The organism is Corynebacterium sp. HMSC04H06, assembly GCF_001815935.1.
In the GTDB taxonomy this organism is placed as follows: domain Bacteria; phylum Actinomycetota; class Actinomycetes; order Mycobacteriales; family Mycobacteriaceae; genus Corynebacterium.
This window is the reverse complement of record NZ_KV823440.1, coordinates 44486-64053: the sequence shown is the minus strand read 5'-3', so window position 1 is coordinate 64053 and position 19568 is coordinate 44486. Positions and strand designations below refer to the sequence as shown.

At 67.0% G+C, this 19568-nt stretch carries 15 protein-coding genes and 2 pseudogenes; 7 read left to right on the top strand and 10 right to left on the bottom strand.

Going from position 1 to position 19568, the window contains the following annotated elements; translation table 11 throughout:
- Positions 1-27: 27 nt before the first annotated feature.
- From HMPREF3067_RS08015 to HMPREF3067_RS08000, 4 genes and pseudogenes are all read right to left on the bottom strand, one after another.
- Positions 28-1613: pseudogene (locus HMPREF3067_RS08015) on the bottom strand (DNA polymerase Y family protein).
- Complete coding sequence (locus tag HMPREF3067_RS08010; protein WP_141759369.1) at positions 1610-2332, bottom strand: hypothetical protein; 723 nt, start codon at positions 2330-2332, stop codon at positions 1610-1612. Before HMPREF3067_RS08010 ends, HMPREF3067_RS08015 begins: the two are co-directional and overlap by 4 nt.
- Before the next feature lie 82 nt (positions 2333-2414).
- The gene (locus HMPREF3067_RS08005; protein ID WP_070769196.1) at positions 2415-3077 is read right to left on the bottom strand and encodes a response regulator; all 663 of its coding nucleotides are present in this window, start codon (positions 3075-3077) and stop codon (positions 2415-2417) included.
- Positions 3078-3079: 2 nt separating this feature from the next.
- The gene (locus HMPREF3067_RS08000) at positions 3080-4264 is read right to left on the bottom strand and encodes an ATP-binding protein (RefSeq protein ID WP_070769195.1); all 1185 of its coding nucleotides are present in this window, start codon (positions 4262-4264) and stop codon (positions 3080-3082) included.
- A gap of 124 nt (positions 4265-4388) precedes the next feature.
- On the opposite strand from HMPREF3067_RS08000, the gene HMPREF3067_RS07995 reads away from it, so the two are divergent.
- The 4 genes from HMPREF3067_RS07995 to HMPREF3067_RS07980 all read left to right on the top strand — a co-directional run bounded on the left by HMPREF3067_RS07995 (position 4389) and on the right by HMPREF3067_RS07980 (position 9192).
- Positions 4389-5645 (top strand): PspC domain-containing protein, encoded by a 1257-nt coding sequence (locus tag HMPREF3067_RS07995; RefSeq protein ID WP_083319216.1) that lies wholly within the window; start codon positions 4389-4391, stop codon positions 5643-5645.
- Positions 5646-5895: 250 nt separating this feature from the next.
- Entirely contained in the window at positions 5896-7200 is a 1305-nt protein-coding gene (locus tag HMPREF3067_RS07990) for an efflux RND transporter periplasmic adaptor subunit (RefSeq protein WP_070769194.1), read from the top strand.
- 23 nt (positions 7201-7223) lie between these two features.
- The gene (locus tag HMPREF3067_RS07985) at positions 7224-7898 is read left to right on the top strand and encodes an ABC transporter ATP-binding protein (RefSeq protein WP_070769289.1); all 675 of its coding nucleotides are present in this window, start codon (positions 7224-7226) and stop codon (positions 7896-7898) included.
- Positions 7888-9192 (top strand): ABC transporter permease, encoded by a 1305-nt coding sequence (locus tag HMPREF3067_RS07980; RefSeq protein WP_070769193.1) that lies wholly within the window; start codon positions 7888-7890, stop codon positions 9190-9192. Before HMPREF3067_RS07985 ends, HMPREF3067_RS07980 begins: the two co-directional genes overlap by 11 nt.
- A 139-nt stretch (positions 9193-9331) precedes the next feature.
- Here HMPREF3067_RS07980 and guaA read toward each other — a convergent pair whose 3' ends face one another.
- Positions 9332-10912, bottom strand: coding sequence for a glutamine-hydrolyzing GMP synthase (gene guaA, locus HMPREF3067_RS07975; RefSeq protein ID WP_210400100.1), 1581 nt, complete (start codon positions 10910-10912; stop codon positions 9332-9334).
- 171 nt (positions 10913-11083) lie between these two features.
- Here guaA and HMPREF3067_RS07970 point away from each other — a divergent pair, with 171 nt between their 5' ends.
- Positions 11084-12454, top strand: coding sequence for an amino acid permease (locus HMPREF3067_RS07970; RefSeq protein ID WP_070769192.1), 1371 nt, complete (start codon positions 11084-11086; stop codon positions 12452-12454).
- Between the two features lie 235 nt (positions 12455-12689).
- Here HMPREF3067_RS07970 and HMPREF3067_RS07965 read toward each other — a convergent pair whose 3' ends face one another.
- Together HMPREF3067_RS07965 and guaB are read right to left on the bottom strand one after the other, a co-directional pair.
- Entirely contained in the window at positions 12690-13838 is a 1149-nt protein-coding gene (locus tag HMPREF3067_RS07965) for a GuaB3 family IMP dehydrogenase-related protein (protein ID WP_070769191.1), read from the bottom strand.
- Positions 13839-13915: 77 nt separating this feature from the next.
- Positions 13916-15436, bottom strand: a complete 1521-nt coding sequence (guaB, locus tag HMPREF3067_RS07960; RefSeq protein ID WP_070769190.1) for an IMP dehydrogenase — start codon at positions 15434-15436, stop codon at positions 13916-13918.
- Between the two features lie 133 nt (positions 15437-15569).
- On the opposite strand from guaB, the gene HMPREF3067_RS07955 reads away from it, so the two are divergent.
- The gene (locus HMPREF3067_RS07955) at positions 15570-15941 is read left to right on the top strand and encodes a DUF5319 domain-containing protein (RefSeq protein WP_070769189.1); all 372 of its coding nucleotides are present in this window, start codon (positions 15570-15572) and stop codon (positions 15939-15941) included.
- Between the two features lie 80 nt (positions 15942-16021).
- On the opposite strand, the gene HMPREF3067_RS07950 is transcribed toward HMPREF3067_RS07955, so the two are convergent.
- Both HMPREF3067_RS07950 and HMPREF3067_RS07945 read right to left on the bottom strand, forming a co-directional pair.
- Positions 16022-16843: a hypothetical protein gene (locus HMPREF3067_RS07950; protein ID WP_070769287.1), complete on the bottom strand. Its 822-nt coding sequence runs from the start codon at positions 16841-16843 to the stop codon at positions 16022-16024.
- A gap of 61 nt (positions 16844-16904) precedes the next feature.
- Positions 16905-17465, bottom strand: coding sequence for a sigma-70 family RNA polymerase sigma factor (locus tag HMPREF3067_RS07945; protein ID WP_070769188.1), 561 nt, complete (start codon positions 17463-17465; stop codon positions 16905-16907).
- A gap of 422 nt (positions 17466-17887) precedes the next feature.
- Here HMPREF3067_RS07945 and HMPREF3067_RS07940 point away from each other — a divergent pair, with 422 nt between their 5' ends.
- Positions 17888-18205: a WhiB family transcriptional regulator gene (locus tag HMPREF3067_RS07940; protein ID WP_070769187.1), complete on the top strand. Its 318-nt coding sequence runs from the start codon at positions 17888-17890 to the stop codon at positions 18203-18205.
- A gap of 299 nt (positions 18206-18504) precedes the next feature.
- Here the strand turns inward: HMPREF3067_RS07940 and HMPREF3067_RS11555 are convergent.
- Positions 18505-19493 (bottom strand): annotated as a pseudogene (locus tag HMPREF3067_RS11555) (excinuclease ABC subunit UvrA); the annotation flags it as partial.
- Positions 19494-19568: the final 75 nt, after the last annotated feature.

The window sequence follows — 19568 nt, the reverse complement described above, 5'->3', positions numbered from 1 at the left end:
AGACGTCATGGCACTGGGGCGGCCTTCCTAGACGTAGCTGGCCTCGACCGTCCACCGACCAGCTTGCCAATTGAGCAGCCAGGCCCGCGTCTTTTCTTGATCCGTGCCGACTATCTGCAGCCGCGCCAGGCGCGTGCCGGCGGCCGTCCACCAGCCCGTGTCCACCGGCCACGGGCCCGCCCACGCGGTGACCAGGTAGCGGTTTTTCCCCAGGCCAGGCCGGCCGGCTCAGCCGAGAGCAACGCTTCCTCAGTAACGAAGACGTCGTGACCTTCGGCATTGATCATCCGGATGCGGGCGGCCGGGTGGTTCGCGCTCGGGTGGTCGAGCTCCAGCTGGGCCGGCAGCGGCGCCGGAATCCGGCCCGGCCAGGCGCCCGGCGGCGCGGGCTCGACCCGCTCGCCGTAGGGCACGAAGTCAACCCGCTCGGCCACCCCGCGGCCGCCGCGGTCGACCGGTTGGACCACCTTGTCGATGCCCAGCTGAGACTGGACGCGCTCGATGACCTGCTGGGCGCGGGCCGCCAAACCCGTCCCGGATTCCACCAGGCTGTGCTGCTCCGGCTGGGCGACCTCCAGCGGCTCCAGCCCGAGCCCTACGATCCCGCCCTCGGCCTGGTTGCCCACCAGCCAGCCGTCAAGCTGCCAGCGCACCCGGTCCGCGGTGGCGGATTCGTTCAGCGCCGCGCGCGTGCGCCAGATCCGCCGCAACTCCGTGCCGTCGGCCCACTGCGCGCTCACGCGCAGGCGCAGGCACGACAGCCCGGCCCCGCTCAAGCGCTGGTGTAGCTGGGCGGCCAGCTGGCGGGCGGCGAACGCGGCGGCGTCCACGCGCTCCAGCGGATCCTCTGGGCGCATCCACACGTCTAGCTCAGCCCCCGCCGACTCCGGGGCGACCCGCCGGTCCGGCTGCGCGCTGGCGATGGCGTGGCACCGCCGCCCGGCGTTGCCAAAGCGGCTGGTGACCTGTTGCAGCGGCAGCTGCGCCACATCCCCCAAGGTGGGCAGGCCCAGCTGCACGAACTGGGCGACCAGCTCCGGCGGGCAGCCCAGGGAGACCTCCGTGGCCAGCACCTGGGCGCTGCGCGGGGCCAAGAACTGCCGGGAGGCCCCCGGCTCCACCACCGCGCCGAGCCCGCGGTCCCGGGCCGCGATAATGGCGGTGGCCAGCTCATCAGCCACCCCGACCATCATATCTAGACCCTGGCGCGCGGCGGCGTCGACCAACATCTCCACCGCGGTGGCCTCCCCGCCGTGGAAGCGGGCGGCCGCGGCGGCGTCCACCACCACGAGGCCGGGGCGGATGACCTCAATGGACGAGGCCACCGCGTCCAGGGATTCCACGATTTCTGCGAAGACGGCGCCCTCGCGCTCCGGCTGGGACTCCCAGACTAAAAGCTCCGGGCAGACCGCCTGGGCCGCCCGCACCCGCATGCCGCGGTGGACCCCGGCGCGGCGCGCGGCGGTATTGCAGACCTTCACAGCCCCGCCGGCAAGGACCCCGATGGGGCTGCCCGCCCCCGTCCCCTCCGGCAGGGTCTCGGCGTAGCGGGCGGCCTGGATGGGCCAATCGGGAAACCAGAGCGCAGCAATCCGCACTGCCGGCGCGCTCATGCGCACCTCACCACGGACTGCGCCGGGTGCGACAGATACTTCGAGTACACCTGCACCCGCACCTCGACCCCGCGGATACGCCCGCACCCGCGCCCGATCCCCGGGTAGGACTCTACCTGGGCGTCCAGCCGCAGCGCCGCGGACGGCACGTGCTGCCCGACAGTAATGAGCACGGCGCGCCCCTGCCGCAGCCGGGCTGCCACCGGGCGCGCCCGCGCGGGGCTGAGCACCCGCTGCTGGGAGGCCGCGCGCACGCGTTGGATGACAAAATCCATGCCCTCGACCAAGGTGGCGCTGACCGCCCACGGATCCGTGCCCGGGTCCGGCACCGCGACCACCTTGCTAATATCCCCGCGCTCGCACACCTGGGCCAGGGCCAGCTCCGGCCAGCCGACCAGGGCCACGTAGTAGCCTTCCTCCGTTGCTTGACACACCAGTTCTATTATGAAGGCCGGGCACTCGCTGCACCGCACCGCGCTGCCGCGCACCAAGCCGCCCGCCGGGAGGGCACCGGCCAGCGCGGCCTGCCCGCCGGAATCCCCGGAACTTTTGCCATTCCCCTGCTCAGCACCGCTTTCGGCGGAGCGCGCAACGTGCTGTTTAGGCCCGCGCGCGGGCAGGGCGGAGCCGCCGCCCATCTTTTCCATCTGCGCGCGCAGAGCCGCCACCCGGTCCTCGACCGACTGGCCCACCGCTTGGGGAACACTTGTTTGCTGCACCCCTTAAGTATGAACCCTCCCCCGGACACATGCAAACGTCCGTTCGACTGGCGCGAGGGGCGCCCGCCTCACCTGGGATTAATCAGTCCAGGTCGCGGCTGGCCGCCCAGCGGGTGAGCTGATAGCGGTTGGACTGCTGGGTCTTGCGCAGGATATTGGAGGCGTGCGTTTCCACCGTCTTGATGGAGATGAACAGCTTCTGCCCGATCTCGCGGTAGGTATAGCCGCGCGCCAGCAGGCGCAGTACCTCCAGCTCGCGCGGGGTCAGGGCGTCGACTATCGGATCCTCACCCTGGGCGGGCAGGGGCTTGGGCTCGCCCTCCGGTTCCGGGGCCGGCTCGCCGGCGGCGAAGGCGTCCAGCACAAAGCCGGCCAGCCGCGGGGAGAAATACGCGTCCCCGTCGTAGACCTGCTCGACCGCCCGCGCCAGCTCCGCGCCGTCAATATTCTTGGTCACGTAGCCGCGCGCCCCGGCGCGGATGAGGGCGATGACGTCTTCCGCGGCATCGGAAACGCTCAGCGCCAAAAACTTCGGGCCCGGCTCAATGCCCTGGATGACGGCCAGCCCGCCGCCGTCCGGCATGTGTACGTCCAGCAGGACCACGTCCGGGCGGGTCTCGTTGATGCCGCGGATAGCCTCGGCGACCGTCCCGACGTCCCCCACGATGTCTACTTTGTCGGCCAGCTCCGCGCGCACCCCGGCGCGGAAGACGGAGTGATCATCGACCAAGAAGACAGTAACCATGCCTATAACGCTACCGTGAGCTCCACTTCCGTGCCGGCCCCGGGCTGGCTATCCAGCCGCGCCACACCGCCCACGCGTTCCATGCGCTGCCGGATGGAGTCCCGGATCCCGTGGCGGTCGGCCGCCACCGCAGCCGGGTCGAAGCCCACGCCGCGGTCGCGCACGAACAGGGTCAGCTCGCCCGCCAGCACCTCGCAGAAGACGTCGACCGTGTCCACCTGCGCGTGCTTGCCGGCGTTGACTAGCGCCTCGCGGGCCGCCTCAACCGCCAGCTTGGTGTTATCACTCAGGGGCGCGTCCTGCCCCACGGTCACCGGATTAATCCGCATGTTAAACAGGTCCTCGACCTCGGCGCAGGCGGCTTCCACCGCGCCGAAGATGGTCTCCGGGGTAGCGGAGTCGGCGTCGAAAAGCCAGGCTCGCAGCTGGCGCTCCTGGGAACGCGCCAGCCGCGCGACCTCCGGGCCATCGTCGGCGCGTTTCTGGATAAGCGCCAGGGTCTGCAGCACCGAGTCGTGCAGCTTGGAGGCGATAACCGTCCGCTCGTCCGCCGCCGCCTTCGCCGCTTTTTCCTCCGCCAGCGAGCGCCACAGCTTCAGCACCAGCGGGATGACCAGCACGCCCAGCCCCAGCATGGTCAGCAGGGAGGCCACCAGCGCCGAGCTGAACCCGTGCTCACGGTCCCAGAAGACCGCCATGACCACCGTGCCGGCCAGCACCAGGGCAAAGCCGGCCGCGAGGCTGCCCATGCCGAGCAGCGTATTCGTCGAACGGTCATAGGCCTGCCAGGCCAGCAAGGCGCCCACCGCGACGAAAGCCAGCGGCATCAGCACCTGCGGCGGCACGCCCAGCACCACCGTCGCGATTGCGACCCCGGCCGCCAGCGCGAGGGCCACCACCAGCCCCCAGCTCCAGCGCGGGATCTCCCACTGCGAGGTCGGGGCCTGGGCGTCCTGGCGGGCCGGGGTGCATATCCACAGGCCCGCGTACAGGATCAGCCCCACCCCGGAGACCAGCGCCAGCCCGGCCAGCGCCAGGCGCACCCAGAGGATGTCCACGCCCAGGTTCTCGGCCACACCGCTGGCCACGCCGGCGACCATCCTGCCCTGCTGCGGGCGCACCATGGCCGGGTAGGGTGCCGCGCGCCGCTGGGAATACGCGGCGGGCTCGGACGGGGGAGTACTCATAGATCAATATCGTGCCACGCTCCCGCGCAGACCACATCCGGGATCACCCTGAGAGACCTAATCCGGGCAAAGATCAGGGCGCTCCCCGATATGCCGGAGCATAGACGCAGACCATACTTAAAGCATGACTTCCCCATACGACCCGTTCCACTCCGAGCCCCACCCGGACGCTTCCGCTAACGACGCCCCCGCCAGCCCCTACGGCGCCTCCTCCGACTCCACACCCACCGACGGCCTGGGCGAGACCCTGCACGCCATGTGGGCCACCCGCCCGCCGCGCATCCCCGCCGAACAGGGCAGCAACGCCAAGATCGCCGGCGTGTGCGAGGGGATCGGCGCCCGCTTCGGCATCGACCCGGTCCTGCCCCGCGTGGCCTTCGTGGCCACCACCCTCGCCTTCGGCGGCGGGCTGGCGGCCTACTTCCTGGCCTGGGCGCTGATGCCCCGCTATTCCAAGGCCTCCTCCCCGGTCGAAGACCTCTTCGGCCGCCGGGACGGGGAGACTTCCGAGTCCGGCCTAGCCATCGCCTTGCTCATCGGCTTCCTGATGACCTCCGGGGCGTGGTCGGTAACCATCATGGAAGACTCCTTCTTCTCCTCCTTTAGCTCCTCGGCGCTTGGCATTGCCCTGTTCACCGGCCTGATCTGGTTCTTCCTGTACCGCCACCGCCCGACCCCGCCGGCGGGACTTTTGGCGGCCGGGCAGCTCGCCCAGACCGACGCGCAGCAGGCGCAGCCGGCCGCGGACCCGGAGGTGGACATGTCGATGTTCACCCCGGTGGACGGTTACCCCTTCCCGCCGGGCCGTAACACCCCGCCGGCCTGGGATCCGCTCGGCGCCGCCCCGGACACTTGGCACCTGCCGGACCCGCGCCCAGCCGAGGAGCCGAAGAAGAAAAAGCGCTCCCTCGTCAAGACCCTCCTGGTCGTCGCCTTGAGCTTTTTCGGCGTGGTCCTGGCCGCCGCCCTGGTCATCGCCGCGACCGTGGGCTACCGGGTGGTCCGCCACGTCGACAACCCCACCGACGGGCTGACCGTCAGCGACGGCTTCGTCTTTGACGACCGCGAATACACTCCCACCTCGGTGAAGGACCTGCCGCAGACCTACGACTTCTCCGTCGGCTACGGCAAGGTGGACTTCAGCCAGATCCGCGACTGGGACCAGCTCAACCACCGCACCGAGGTCACCATCGACGCCGGAGTCGGCAACACCGACATCGTCCTGCCGAAGGGGGTCTCCTACAGCCTGACCTGTGACGACGGCGTGGGCGCTAGCAACTGCCGCGAGCAGGACAACCCCGACGCCAAGTTCGCCGTCCACGTCGACGCCGGCGTTGGCGACGTCACCATCGACTACCCCACCGCGGCCACCAATTCCTAGGCGCGCAGCCCGCTCTCTTCTCCCCTCTCCCCGCTCCCTTTCTTCTCTCTCCCTTTTCATCCTCCCCGACGTGATTTAGCGCAAGGCTTCTGGTGTTTCCGGAAATCATTCTCAGGGAGGATTAAGGAGAGGGTTTTCGAGTCTATAGTTAGCAACTACCAAAACTTGCCCGTCTGCCACCCCAGCGGTGCCAGAGCCTTAAAACCTGCCTTTGCCCCGAGGCCTTTACTCAAAAGGAGTACTAGCTGTTATGGCCATTGAGCCCGCTACCGCTAAGAAGAAAACCAAAAAGCCGCTGATTATCGGCGCCATTATCGCCGTAGTTGTCCTCGTCCTCGGCGCACTTGCCTGGTCCTGGTACGCCAGCGTGGCCAGCGGGAGCATCCTGCAGGCCGACGACGTCACCGAGGTCACCCGCGGGGACGTCACCAACGCGGTCAGCGCCAACGGCACCGTGGCCGCCCGCGAAGAGGCCGTGCTGTCCACGCGCCTGACCGGCCCGGTCTCCAGCGTGCGCGTGCACGTGGGCGACCGTGTCCAGGCCCAGCAGCCCCTGGCCGTCATTGACACCACCCCGGAGGAGCAGGAGCTGGCCGGCCAGCGCGCCACCCAGCGCACCGAGCTGCGCTCTGCCCAGAACCAGGTGGCTGACGCCCAGGCCGAGCTCGACCGCCTCTACACCGCCGCCGCCAACGGGGAGACCACGGCCGCGAGCGCCCGCGCGGACGAGGAGGGCGCTGCCGCCGCTGCCTCCGGCGATATCCAGACCCAGATCGCCGCCCAGGAGCGCGCCCTGGCCCGCGCCCAGGAGGACGTGTCCGCCGCGCAGGAGTCGGCCAACCTGGCCAACGCCGGGTTGGAAAACTCCATCAACGCCGGCACCCTGTCCGCCCCCTTCGAGGGAGTCGTGACCGTCTTAAACGCCAAAGAGGGCAGCCCCGTGGAAGGGCCGGTGGCCACCGTGGCGGATGACTCCACGCTGGAAATCCGCACCACCGTCAACGAGGCCGACATGCCTAACCTGCGCCCGGGCAACCGGGTGACGTTTACCTCCCCGAGCGCCCCGGGCAAGGAATTTGCCGGCAAGGTCACCGGCATCTCCCCGGTCGCCCAGCAGCCCGAGGCCGCCGCTGGCGCCGGCGCCGGCGGGGATAGTGCCGCGCTGGCCGGACAGGGCGGGGCCACCAAGGCGACCTTCCCGGTCACCATCGAGGTCACCGGCGACACCGAGGGCCTGCACATCGGCTCCACCGCGAAGACCAAGATCGTCTCCGCCGAACAAAAGCACGTGCCCACCGTGCCGCTGACCGCGATTCTCAGCGAGGGGCAGCGCGCCTTCGTGCTTGTGGCCGAGCCCGCCGGCGACAACCCGGACGAGGACGGCTACCGCGTGGTCAAGCGCCCCGTGACCGTGGGCATTACCAGTGCCTTCGCCGCGGAACTCAAGGGCACGGAGGTCAAGCCGGGCGAGATCGTGCTCCCCCAGGCCCGCGATCACGAGGGCCTGGTCGATCAGAACGTCACCATCGCCGGATTCGAAGGTAGGCAACAGTGACCGCGCCAAACGCCCTCATCGACATGCGCGGCATCGTCAAAAGCTTCAACGTCGGCACCGAAGGGGAACTGACCGTCCTGCCGGGGTGCGATTTCCAAGTCCCCCGCGGGGAATTTACCGCGGTGGTCGGCGCCTCCGGCTCCGGCAAATCGACCCTGATGAACATCATCGGGCTGCTGGACCGGCCGAGCGCGGGCGCCTACCTGCTCGACGGTATCGACGTGCTCGATAGCACCGACGACCAGCTGGCGCACTACCGCAGCCAGGCCATCGGCTTCGTCTTCCAGAACTTCAACCTGGTCGGCCGCATCAGTGCCGCCAAGAACGTGGAGATGCCCCTGGTCTACGCCGGAGTGCCCGCCAAGCAGCGCGCGCAGCGGGCCGCGGAGCTGCTCGAGCTCGTCGGCATGGCCGACCGCGCCCACCACCTGCCCAACGAGCTGTCCGGCGGGCAGAAGCAGCGCGTGGCCATCGCCCGCGCGCTGGCCAACGACCCCGACATCCTGCTCGCCGACGAGCCGACCGGCGCGCTGGACTCGCACACCGGCCGCCGCGTGATGGACCTTTTCCACACGCTGCACCGCGAACACGGCAAGACCATCGTGTTCATCACCCACAACCCGGAACTGGCAGAAGAGACCGAACGCACCGTCACCATGCGCGACGGCATCCTGCAGGAGGAGCCCCGTGAGCATTAAGGAATCCGTCTTCCTGGCGCTGACCAGCCTGCGCACCAACAAGATGCGCTCGTTTTTGACGCTGCTGGGCGTCATCATCGGCATCGCTGCGGTCATCGCCATCATGACGCTGAGCGCCTCGCTGAAAAACCAGTTCCAGCAAAACCTGGACGACGCGGGTATCAACAACCTCAACGTCGATGTCACCTCCCGCCCCGCCGACGGGGAGGAAGACACCCAGGACCCGGTGGCCATGTACGGCTCCGGCGGGGGCATTGATAGCGCCTCGCTGATTAGCCCCGATCAGCTCGACCAGCTGCGGGAGCACATGGGCGACTTGGTCACCGGGATTGGCGTCGGGGAAAACTCCGCCACCTTCGGCAAGGTCTCCATAGACAACCAGCTCGTGCCCCAGGAGGTCTCCGCGACCACCCGCGGCATCAACCCGGACATGGCGCTGATTAACGGCGACCCGCTGTCGGCGGGCCGGGACATCGAGGCCGCCGACATCGACGGCGCCCGCCCGGTGGCCGTGCTCAACGCGGATCTGGCGGAAGAACTCTTCGGCGCGGACCCGCACAACGCGATCGGCCAATTCCTGGAATTTACCCCGCAGGAAGGAAACGCAGTAGATCTGATGGTCGTCGGCGTAAAGGCGCGGGAGGAATCCGCCGGCCTGCTCAGCGTCAACGCCCAGGATCTCAGCATGACGGTCCCCTACCCGCTGGCGGCGAATTACTCGAAGCAACCCGGCACCGGGGAAGCTTTTAACCACCTGACGGTCCAGGTGGCCAATTCGGCCGACAAGCAGGCCGCGGCCGACCGCCTGCGCGCGGCCTTGGACGAAATGTACGCAGACAACGACGCCTACCACGCCAAGGTCACGGACTTTAGCCAAGACATGGCCAGCTTCAACCAAATCATTACCTCGCTGAGCATGGGGTTGGCTGCCATCGGCGGCATCTCCCTGCTGGTCGGCGGAATCGGCGTCATGAACATCATGCTGATCACCGTCACCGAGCGCACCCGGGAGATCGGCGTGCGCAAGGCCCTGGGCGCCACCCGGCGGGATATCCGCTGGCAGTTCGTTACCGAGGCCATCATCGTCTGCCTGGTCGGCGGCATCATCGGCATCATCCTCGGCGCCCTAGCCGGCATGGCCGGCTCCGCCGCGATGGGGCTACTCGCCTTCCCACCGCTGTCCGCCGTGGTCATCTCCCTGCTCTTCGCCCTCGCCATCGGCCTGTTCTTCGGCTACTACCCCGCCGGCAAGGCCGCTAAACTCGACCCCATTGAGGCCCTGCGGTACGAATAGACGGCCCCACCGGAACTGTTAAAGCCGCGAATATACAAAACCCGCCGCCGCTACCAGGACGCGTTCCTGAGGTAGCGGCGGCGGGTTTTTACGCTGAAAGGCGCGTGCCTTCAGCTGAAGCCGGTTTAAGCTTTCCGGCTTATTCCCACTCGATGGTTCCCGGCGGCTTGGAGGTCACGTCGAGCACGACGCGGTTGACTTCCTTGACCTCGTTGGTGATCTTGGTGGAGATCTTCTCCAGCACGTCGTAAGGGATGCGGGTCCAGTCCGCGGTCATGGCGTCCTCGGAGGAGACTGGGCGCAGCACGATCGGGTGGCCGTAGGTGCGGCCGTCGCCCTGGACGCCGACGGAGCGCACGTCCGCCAGCAGGACCACCGGGCACTGCCAGATCTCGGCGTCCAGGCCGGCGTTGGTCAGCTCGGTGCGGGCGATGAGATCGGCCTGGCGCAAGGTCTCCAGGCGGTCCTCGGTGACCTCGCCGATGATGCGGATGCCCAGGCCCGGGCCCGGGAAGGGCTGGCGGTTGACAATCTCTTCCGGCAGGCCCAGCTCGCGGCCCACGGCGCGGACCTCGTCCTTGAACAACAGGCGCAGCGGCTCGACCAGCTCGAATTCCACGTCGTCCGGCAGGCCGCCGACGTTGTGGTGGGACTTGATGTTCGCGGTGCCGTCGCCGCCGCCGGATTCCACGACGTCCGGGTACAAGGTGCCCTGCACCAGGTAGTCCACGGTGGAGCCTTCTGGGGCGTCATCCAGCACGCCCGCGACGGCGCGCTCAAAGGAGCGGATGAATTCCGCGCCGATGGCCTTGCGCTTGTCTTCCGGGTCGGTCTTGCCGGCCAGCTTCTCCAGGAAGGAAGCGCGCTCGTCCACGGTGACCAGCTTGGCGCCGGTGGAGGCCACGAAGTCCTTTTCCACCTGTTCGCGTTCCCCGGCGCGCAGCAGGCCGTGGTCCACGAATACACAGGTCAGGCGGTCGCCGATGGCGCGCTGCACGAGGGCGGCGGCCACGGCGGAGTCCACGCCGCCGGACAGGGCGCAGATGGCCCGGCCGGTCTCGCCGACCTGGGCGCGGACGTCGTCGATGAGCTGCTCGGCGATGTTATCGGCGGTCCAGTTCTGCTCCAGGCCGGCGATCTCGGTCAGAAAGCGGGTCAGAACTTCCTGGCCGTGCGGCGAGTGCAGCACCTCCGGGTGGTACTGGACGCCGGCCATCTTCTTGTCCACGCACTCCATGGCGGCCACCGGGGCGCCCGCGGAGGAGGCGGTCACGGTGAAGCCCTCCGGGGCGGCCGAGACCGCGTCGCCGTGGGACATCCAGACCTTGTGGGTTTCTTCCAGGCCGGCGTGCAGCACGCCGGCCTGGTCATCCACGTGCAGGTCGGTGCGGCCGTACTCGCGCTCTCCGGTGGAGGAGACGGTGCCGCCCAGGGCGTGGTTCATGGCCTGGAAGCCGTAGCAGATACCGAAGACCGGCACGCCGAGCTCCAGCAGCTCCGGCTTCAGGGCCGGGGCGCCGTCGGCGTAGACGGAGGAAGGACCACCGGAGAGGATCAGCGCGGCCGGGTTCTTGGCCTTGATCTCCTCCACGGTGGCGGAGTTGGGAACTACCTCGGAGTAAATCTGGGCCTCGCGCACGCGACGGGCAATAAGCTGCGCGTACTGAGCCCCGAAATCCACCACGAGGACTGGACGAGGGGTAGTGGAAGGCTTAGTCACCCTGCCAGTTTAACGTATAGGCGGCCTGACGCTATAGCCTGCCCATCCCCCGCAGCTTCCCCGCCTCGCGCCCGGTTGCATAATCATGCAATCCCCCCGAACCCATGCCCCGTGGTTTATCACTCGTCTATGCTAGAGTGTCATATTTCACATCCGACGAGAAGGACAGGAATGAGCACTCCCATCCACGGCGACAAGCTGCCTGAGCAACATAGCCCGGAGCATATTGCGCAGTCGCGCGAAGAATTCGACCTAGAGCACATCCACGAAGAGGACATCCAGGACCCGGTAGAGGGCGAAGACTCCTCCGCCGGCTCCGACCTGACGTGGGCTATCACCCTGTTCGGCACCGCGGTCGGCGCGGGCATCCTCTTTTTGCCGATTAACGCCGGCAGCTTCGGCTTCTGGCCGCTGCTCATCGCCACCGCCTTCATCGGGCCCGTGGTCTTTTTCTCCCACCGCACCTACGCGCGCATCGTGGCCGCCTCCCCCATCAAGGGCCTGGACGTTTTGCAGGTCATCACGGCGCTGACCGGGCGCAAACGCGGGCTGGCCACGGCGCTGCTGTACTGGCTGGCCATCTACCCCACCGTGCTGATCTACGGCATCAGTATCACCAACACCGTCGACAGCTTCATTGTCAACCAGCTCGGCGGCCCGGAAATCAACCGCTGGGTGCTGGCCAGCGTCTGCATCGGCGTACTCACCCTCGCCTTCGCCGCCGGCAAGAAGGCCGTGCTCTGGCTGGGCAACGCGCTAGTCTACCCGCTGATTATCGCCCTGGCGGCGGTCTCCTTCTACCTCATCCCGCAGTGGGATTTGGCCAGCTTCTACAGCTACCAGTCGGACACGCCCCTGTGGAAGTCCCTGCTGCTCATTCTGCCGGTGCTGGTCTTCTCGTTTAGCCACATGGCGGCGCTGTCCCAGTTCGCGCTCGACGCCCAGCAGGGCCACGGTGATGACGTCGCCGGCACCGAGCGCCAGGTCTCCCGGGTGGAACTTATCACCGCCTGCCTGCTGGTGGCCTTCACGATGTTTTTCGTCTGGTCCTGCTCCATGGCCATGGGCGCGGAAGGCATGGACGCCGCGGGCGAGGCCAACATCCCGATCCTGTCCTACTTCGCCAACGTCACCCACACCCCGTTCATGGCTTTCCTCGCCCCCGTGGTGGCCATCTGCGCCATCGCCTCGTCCTTCTCCGGCCACATGCTGGGCACCGAGGAGGGCACCAAGTACATCTTCCGCGTGCTCGCCCCGCGCACCGCGGACAAGCTCACGGGCAAAAAGCTCACCTACGTCATCTACGTGATGGTCTTTATCGGCTCGGTCGCCGTGGCGGTCTACAACCCGTCCATCCTGGATTTCATCTCCGTCGTCGGCGGCATCTTCGTCGCCTTCTTGGTCTACATCGTGCCCATGCTGCTCTTCCGCAAGGCCACCGCCTTCAAGCACTACGCCACCCGGCCGGACACCATCTGCGTCTTCGTCGTGGGCCTTGTCATCATGGCCGTCTCCGCCTGGGACATCGTCGCCGGCAGCTAGGACCCGCCGCCGCGATTAAACGGTCCGGCGCGACTGAACCGGGCCCGCGCGCAGGCCCGGGAGTTCGCGCGCTAAGACGCGAAGGAGGGCATCGCCGTGCTTGGCGATGCCCTCCTTGTCTTTCCTGTTCTTTTCTGAACAGCGCGCCCCGGGCTTTAGGCGCCTAACCATTGGCGTGCTAGCTTCCTAGCCCCCTATTCCCGGGTCCGTGCTTTGTGCCGCGTGCCTTCTCGGCTTAGCCGCGGATGGCGAGGTTGACCTTCTGGAAGGATTTGAGGTCCGTGTAGCCGCACTTCGCCATGGCGCGCTTGAGGCCGCCGACCAGGTTGAACTGGCCGAAGGGCTCGTTAGACGGGCCGTGCAGGACCACCTCGAGGCTCGGGGCGTTGTGGTCAGCCTCGCCGTCCAGGAAGTCGACGTCTAGGTCGCCCGGGACAGCGGCAGCGTAGTCCACGAAGCCGCGCGGGAAGCGCGGGTGCCCGGCGGCGGCCGGCCAGTACCAGCCCTTACCGCCGGCCTCGCGGGCCGAGGCCAGAAGCGGGCCCAGGACGACGCCATCGGCGCCGCAGGCCACGGCCTTGGTGACCTCGGCGGAGTTGACGAAGTCGCCGTCGGCCAAAAGGTGCACGTAGCGCCCGCCGGTCTCATCCAGGTAGTCCCGGCGCGCGGCCGCGGCATCCGCCACGGCGGTGGCCAGGGGCACGTCGATCCCGACGGTCTCCGGGTTGGTGTTCACGCCGCCGCCCACGATGACGCCGGCCGCGCCGGTCCGCATCAGGTGCAGGGCCGTGGTGTAGTCCGCCACGCCACCGGCGATGACCGGCACGTCCAGGGAACCGATGAATTCCTTGAGGTTCAGCGGCTCGCCGCCGGTGCTGACGTGCTCGGCAGAAATCAGGGTGCCCTGGATAAACAGCAGTTCCGCGCCGGCCGCGATGACCACCGGAGCCAGCTCACGGGCGTTTTGCGGGGACACGCGCACCGCTACGGTCACGCCCGCCTCCCGCACCTGGCGGATTCGCTCGGTAAGCAGTTCCGTGTCCAGATCCGCGCCGTGGAGGCGCTGTAGCACGGCGTTATCACCCGGGTGGGAATAGACCTGCTCGAGGGCGGCCTCCAAGTCGGTGTGCCGGCCCCACAGGCCCTCAGCGTTGATAACGCCTAGGCCGCCTTGCTTGCCCATCTCGATGACGAATTCCGGGGTGGCCAGGGCGTCGGTCGGGTGGGAAACAAACGGGATGTCGAAGGTGTAGGCGTCGATGTGCCAGGTGGTATCCACGTCCTTCGAGGAACGCGTGCGCCGGGTTGGCACCAGGGAAATATCGTCCAGGTCGTAGGTGCGTTGCGCCTGCCGCCCCAGTCCGATTTCTACGTAGTCGCGCATGTGCTGCTCCTTATCTGTGAGTGTTGCGACGTTGCGGGGAGTGCTACGTGTCGTATAACGGGTTTCCTACGCGCTGCTTAGCGGTAGTTCGGGGCCTCGACGGTCTGCTGCAAATCGTGCGGGTGAGACTCGCGCAAGCCGGCCGCAGTAATGCGGACGAAACGCTTGGTCTTGAGATCCGCGATGGAGGCCGAGCCAGTGTAGCCCATGGCCGCGCGCAGGCCACCGATGATCTGGTGGGTAATCGCGTCGATCTCGCCGCGGTAAGGAACCTTGCCTTCCACGCCTTCCGGCACCAGCTTGTCTTCGCTCCTCACGTCGGCCTGGAAGTAGCGGTCCTTGGAGTAGGAGCGCTTCTCCCCGCTCAGGCCGCGGCCCTGCATGGCGCCCATGGAGCCCATCCCGCGGTAGCGCTTGTACTGCTTGCCGCCCACGATGACGATGTCGCCCGGGGCTTCCCGGGTGCCGGCGAACATGGAGCCCAGCATGACGGTATCGGCGCCGGCGGCCAGGGCCTTGGCGACGTCGCCGGAGTACTGCATGCCGCCGTCACCGATGATCGGGACGCCGGCCGGGCCGGCCACGGCGGCGGCCTCCATGATGGCGGTGATCTGCGGGGCGCCCACGCCGGCGACGACGCGGGTGGTGCAGATGGATCCCGGGCCGATGCCGACCTTGATGGCGTCGGCGCCGGCGTCGATCATGGCCTGGGCGGCCTCGCGGGTGGCCAGGTTGCCGCCCACGACGTCGACGCGGTGGCCGAAGTCCTTCTTCACGCGGGAGACCATCTCCAGCACGCGGTTGTTGTGGGCGTGGGCGGAGTCGACGACCAGCACGTCGACGCCGGCATCGACCAGGGCGCCGGCGCGCTCGTAGGACTCCTCGCCGGTGCCGATGCCGGCGGCGGCCAGCAGGCGGCCGGAGGAATCCTTGGAGGCGTTCGGGTACTGCTCGGACTTCACGAAGTCCTTGACGGTGATGAGGCCGACCAGCACGTTGTTGTCGTCCACGATGGGCAGCTTCTCGACCTTGTTGTTCGACAGCAGCTTCAGGGCCTCGCTCTTGGACACGCCCTCCTTGGCCACCACCAGCGGCATGGAGGTCATGATGTCCGAGACCTTGCGCTGGAAGTCCGGTTCGAAGCGCATGTCGCGGTTGGTGCAGATGCCCAGCAGGACACCCTTGTCATCGACCACCGGCAGGCCGGAGATGCGGAACCGCGCGCACAGGGCGTCGACTTCCTCGATGGTCATATCCGGCGACGCCACCACCGGGTCGGTGACCATGCCAGACTCGGAACGCTTGACGGTTTCCACCTGCTCGGCCTGCTCCTGGGTCGACAGGTTGCGGTGCAGCACGCCGATACCGCCCTGGCGGGCCATCGCGATAGCCATGCGCGCTTCCGTGACCGTGTCCATGGCCGCCGAGGACAGCGGGATGCCCAGCCGGATGTTGCGGGTAAACTGCGCCGAGGTGTCTACCTGAGAAGGCACGATATTGGATTCGGCCGGCAGCAGAAGCACATCATCAAAGGTCAGCCCATTGAGCAGGATCTTATCCGGGTCGTTTCCCCCAGTTTGCACGCGGTTGTCAGTCATCTTGAGTGCCCATCTCCTTAAAACGAAGCCGAGTTTTGGTGGTATGCACCCTAACTGTAGTGCCTTTTAGCGCCACATCGTGAGTCCGGGGGAGAATTGCCTAAGTCTGGTTGAGTAAATAGGCTTCTAAACTGTGAACTTTTTCGCCAATATGCCCCGCGACCCTTTTGCCGACGACCCCAATGATCCCGCCTCCTTCTTGGAAGAAGAAGAGCAGGCACAGCCGCTGAGCCAAGAGGAGCGCGCCGCCGTGATCCACGACCTCGCCTTGGTCCAGGAATTCGCCCGCGCGCTCGGGCCCCGCGGAGTGGACGGAATCTTCTTCTACTGCGAGGACTGCCAGGAAAACCACTTCTACGAGTGGGACATCATGGCCGCCAATATGCGTGCGACCTTGAACAACGAACTCGCTCCGGTGCACGAGCCGGGCGCTGAGCCGGATCCGAACCGCTACGTTCCCTGGGACTACGCCCTGGGCTACCTAGACGGGCTCGACGCACGCTAAAACCGCCTCCGGCGAAAGGCGGACCCCACCCCGCCGAGAGCGGCTCTCTGAAAAGACGTTTCTTAGAAGGACTTAGCTACTTACTGCTGCACCTGCGGCGGAGCGAGTTCACCGTCGTTTTCCTCCGGGGAAGCGCTCGGCTCCTCCGTGGGTTCTGTCGGTTCGGGCAGCGGGTTGGGCAGCCCGGTCTCGGTCACCGTAACCGTCACGGTCTGGGTGGCCTTCTCCGTCACCGTGGTCGGCTCCGGGGCGGGAGCCGGCTTCTCGGCCTCCGTGCCCTGCTCTGGCGGCACGGTCTCAGTCACCGTCTCCGTCGGGCGCGGGCGGGCCACCCGCGACGAGCGGGCCTTGTCCTGCTTGACCTCGGCGTCGGCTTCCTTCTCTTCTGCCAGGTTCAGCATCTTACGGGCCTCCGCCAGAAGGGACTGCGCACCCTCCCAGTCGCCGCTGGCGGCGCGGGACTCAATCTCATCCAGCTTGCCGGCCAGCTCGACCGACTGCGGATCGTGCTGGGCGCCAAAGCCCTGGGTGTTGTAGACCACCGCGCCGGCCCCGGCGATGACCAGGGTGGCCGCGGCCGCGCCGATGAGGCCGTGGACGAACGGGTGCGGGCGCTTGGCCTTGCGGCGATCCGCCAGCGAGGCCACGGAGGCCCTCGCGGCCTTGCCCGTGTCCTCGGCGGACTCGGTATCCTCGCCCTCACCCAGAGCAACCACCGGTACCGGCGGCAGCGGCTGGTGGACCTCGTTGCGCAGATCCATCAGCAACGCCGCTAGCTCGTCGCTGCCGCCACTGGGGTCTTTTCCTGCGGATAGATCGGTCAGGAAGTGATCGTCATCAACTAAGGGCTGCAGCTGATCGGCCAAGTCATTAGTGTCATCGGGCCGACGTCGCTTTGACATGATCATCCCTCCTTTCCCATCCTGCCGTGCAGGACATAAATAAAAATCTGGTTTTTAGTTGTTATTGAGATTCAGCCAGCCGCTTGCGCAACTGGCCGAGGGCTCGGTGCTGAGCTACCCGGACCGCGCCCGGAGTAGAACCTACGGCTGCGGCTGTTTCCTCCGCGGAAAGGCCCACGAACACCCTTAAAATCACAATGTTGCGAGCCTTTTCACTTAATGTATCGAGCAACTCGCGAACTCTGTTACTTCCGTCTGTAACCAGCGCGTATTCCTCTGGACTTTGGCCGCAAGCCGTCTGTTCCGGCAGGTCTTCAGTGGGCACCGAGTGGTCGCGCCCCAAGGTGCGGTGCGCGTCCGCCACCTTGTTAAAGGCGATGCCGTAGACGTAGGCCATGAACGGTCGCCCCTTGTCCTCGTACTTGGGCAGGGAGGTCGCCACGGCGAGGCAGACCTCTTGCGCCACGTCGTCGGCCGTCGGGTGGCGGTGGCCGCCAATCCGGGCGCGGCAGTACCGCACCACCTGCGGGTGGATCAGACGGATGACCTCTTGCAGAGCCCGACGATCGCCCGATACCGCCGACGGCACTAGGGCCGCTAGCTCGGTTTCGGAATCACTCACGTTCAGGCTCTACTTTCTCGTTTAAGGTTTCACGACATCACGCCGGCCTAGGCACCCACGTTCAGGCGGTGGCGCGGGGCGGCTCAGATCGAAAATTAGCCGTCTCAGAACTATACCGATGATCAGCGTCTAATTCATCATCGTGATTTTGCTTTTAATCACGACGCGGAGCGCTTCATCTGGCCGTTTCTACCCCGAAGGTAGTAGCCCACGCCGCGGCAGACAAAGTTCACCAAACTTTAACCTTTGTGTATATAACCTGGCCAGACGGCTAATCGTGAGGATTGAAACAATCAGAAAACCAGCTGGCAACCAGCTGGAAACCCAACGTTTACCCGTGCGGGCCATACTGCCAAATCGGAATACTTCAAGTCCCGAGGAATACTTCAAGTCCCGAACTACCCAATTGAGGAGATTTCGTCGTGTCACAGCCGCATCTGCTTCCCGGACCGAACGCAGATTTTTGGGAATGGCAACTGCATGGAGCATGCCGCGGGAAGAACTCGGATGTTTTCTACCACCCGGACGGGGAACGCGGACGTGCCCGCGCGCAGCGCGAGAACCGCGCGAAGGCCATCTGCAACGCCTGCCCGGTCATCGAGCTGTGCCGTGAGCACGCCCTCCGGTCCGCTGAGCCTTACGGCGTGTGGGGCGGCATGTCCGAGTCCGAGCGCTCCCACGCTCTGCGCGCCCGCAACAAGCGCGCCCAGGTCACCAAGGTCGCCCCGGTTACCGTCTAGGCGGATTCCCGTTAGGGCTTGACCCCTACCGCCACTGGCACACAGGCAACCGCACTGCCCAATAATGCAGCCTGCTGCCCTGCCGCCCCGGTGGTTCCTTTTGTGGCCTCCTACCCTTCTTGGGTCTCTTGGGCCTCGTGGGCCAGGTAACGGGCCAGGTAGCTGCCGGTCACCGAGTCGGCGACTTCGTTGAGCTCGCACGAGCTCGTGCTGGCCACCACCCGGCCGCCGGCCGAACCGGCCCCGGGACCCAAATCGATGACGTGATCGGCGTGGGCGATAACCGCCGGGCGGTGCTCGACGCAGACGACGGTGTGCCCGCTGTCGACGAGCTCATCGAGCAGCTCCAGCAGCACCTGCGTGTCCAGCAGGTGCAGGCCCGCGGTCGGCTCGTCAAAGACGTAGGTGATATCCGTCAGCGCTGATCCCAGGTGCCTAACCATGCGGGTGCGCTGCGCTTCCCCGCCCGAGGGGGTGCCCGCCGGCCGGTCCAGGCTGAGGTAGCCCAGGCCGATCTCCACCGCGCTGTTGACTGCCTGGCGCAGGTTGTCCACCAGCGGGGCCACGCGGGCATCCTCCAGGCTCTCCAGCCAGGAGTAGACCTCGGTCAGCTCCCACCGGGAGACCTCCGCCAGGGAAGCACCCCGATATAGGACCGGACTGGGCGTAGCTCTGCCAGGTCCAGGAGCCGATCTTGAGGCGCGGGACGATGATGGCGCCGTCGTCGAGGCTGAGCGACTCATCAACTAGCGCCGTGAGGTCGAGGTCAGTGACCCGGCCGGTGCCGCTGCAGTCCGGGCACATGCCGCCGGTGCGCTGGAAGTGGGTGACTTCCTTCTTCGCCCCCGGCCTTCTCGACCTGGATGGCGCCCTGCGCGCTCACGGAAGGCACGTTGAAGGAACAGGCGGCCGGGCCGCCGGCGTTTGGCTCCGCGATGCGGGAAAACAGCACGCGCAGCATGCCGGTGATGTCCGTGGCCGTGCCGAAGGTAGACCGCGCGTTCGCGGCGAGCGCCTCCTGCCCCACCACGATGGCGGCGGTCAGCCCCTCCAGGCGGTCGACGTCGGGGCGGGCGGTCTGCGGCATAAACCCCTGGACGAAACCGGGGTAGGTCTCGTTGACCAGCCGCTGGGACTCGGCCGCGATGGTGTCGAAGACCAGGCTGGACTTGCCGGAGCCCGACAGCCCGACGAAGACGGTCAGCTGGCGCTTCGGGATATCGACGCTGATATCACGCAGGTTGTTATCCCGCGCGCCGGTGACCCGGATGAATTCTTGTTGTGGCACGAGGCATAGCTTAAAGCACGATTAAGGGCCCCGCCGGCTGGTTAGCCGGACGAGGCCCTCGCGCTCTTTTCAAGC

What these genes read in the sequence shown, in the direction of transcription:
- HMPREF3067_RS08005 (WP_070769196.1), bottom strand. Translation starts at nt 3,077, where the DNA reads ATGGTTACTGTCTTCTTGGTCGATGATCACTCCGTCTTCCGCGCCGGG.
- HMPREF3067_RS08000 (WP_070769195.1), bottom strand. Translation starts at nt 4,264, where the DNA reads ATGAGTACTCCCCCGTCCGAGCCCGCCGCGTATTCCCAGCGGCGCGCG.
- HMPREF3067_RS07995 (WP_083319216.1), top strand. Translation starts at nt 4,389, where the DNA reads ATGACTTCCCCATACGACCCGTTCCACTCCGAGCCCCACCCGGACGCT.
- HMPREF3067_RS07990 (WP_070769194.1), top strand. Translation starts at nt 5,896, where the DNA reads ATGGCCATTGAGCCCGCTACCGCTAAGAAGAAAACCAAAAAGCCGCTG.
- HMPREF3067_RS07985 (WP_070769289.1), top strand. Translation starts at nt 7,224, where the DNA reads ATGCGCGGCATCGTCAAAAGCTTCAACGTCGGCACCGAAGGGGAACTG.
- HMPREF3067_RS07970 (WP_070769192.1), top strand. Translation starts at nt 11,084, where the DNA reads ATGAGCACTCCCATCCACGGCGACAAGCTGCCTGAGCAACATAGCCCG.
- HMPREF3067_RS07965 (WP_070769191.1), bottom strand. Translation starts at nt 13,838, where the DNA reads ATGCGCGACTACGTAGAAATCGGACTGGGGCGGCAGGCGCAACGCACC.
- guaB (WP_070769190.1), bottom strand. Translation starts at nt 15,436, where the DNA reads ATGACTGACAACCGCGTGCAAACTGGGGGAAACGACCCGGATAAGATC.
- HMPREF3067_RS07950 (WP_070769287.1), bottom strand. Translation starts at nt 16,843, where the DNA reads ATGTCAAAGCGACGTCGGCCCGATGACACTAATGACTTGGCCGATCAG.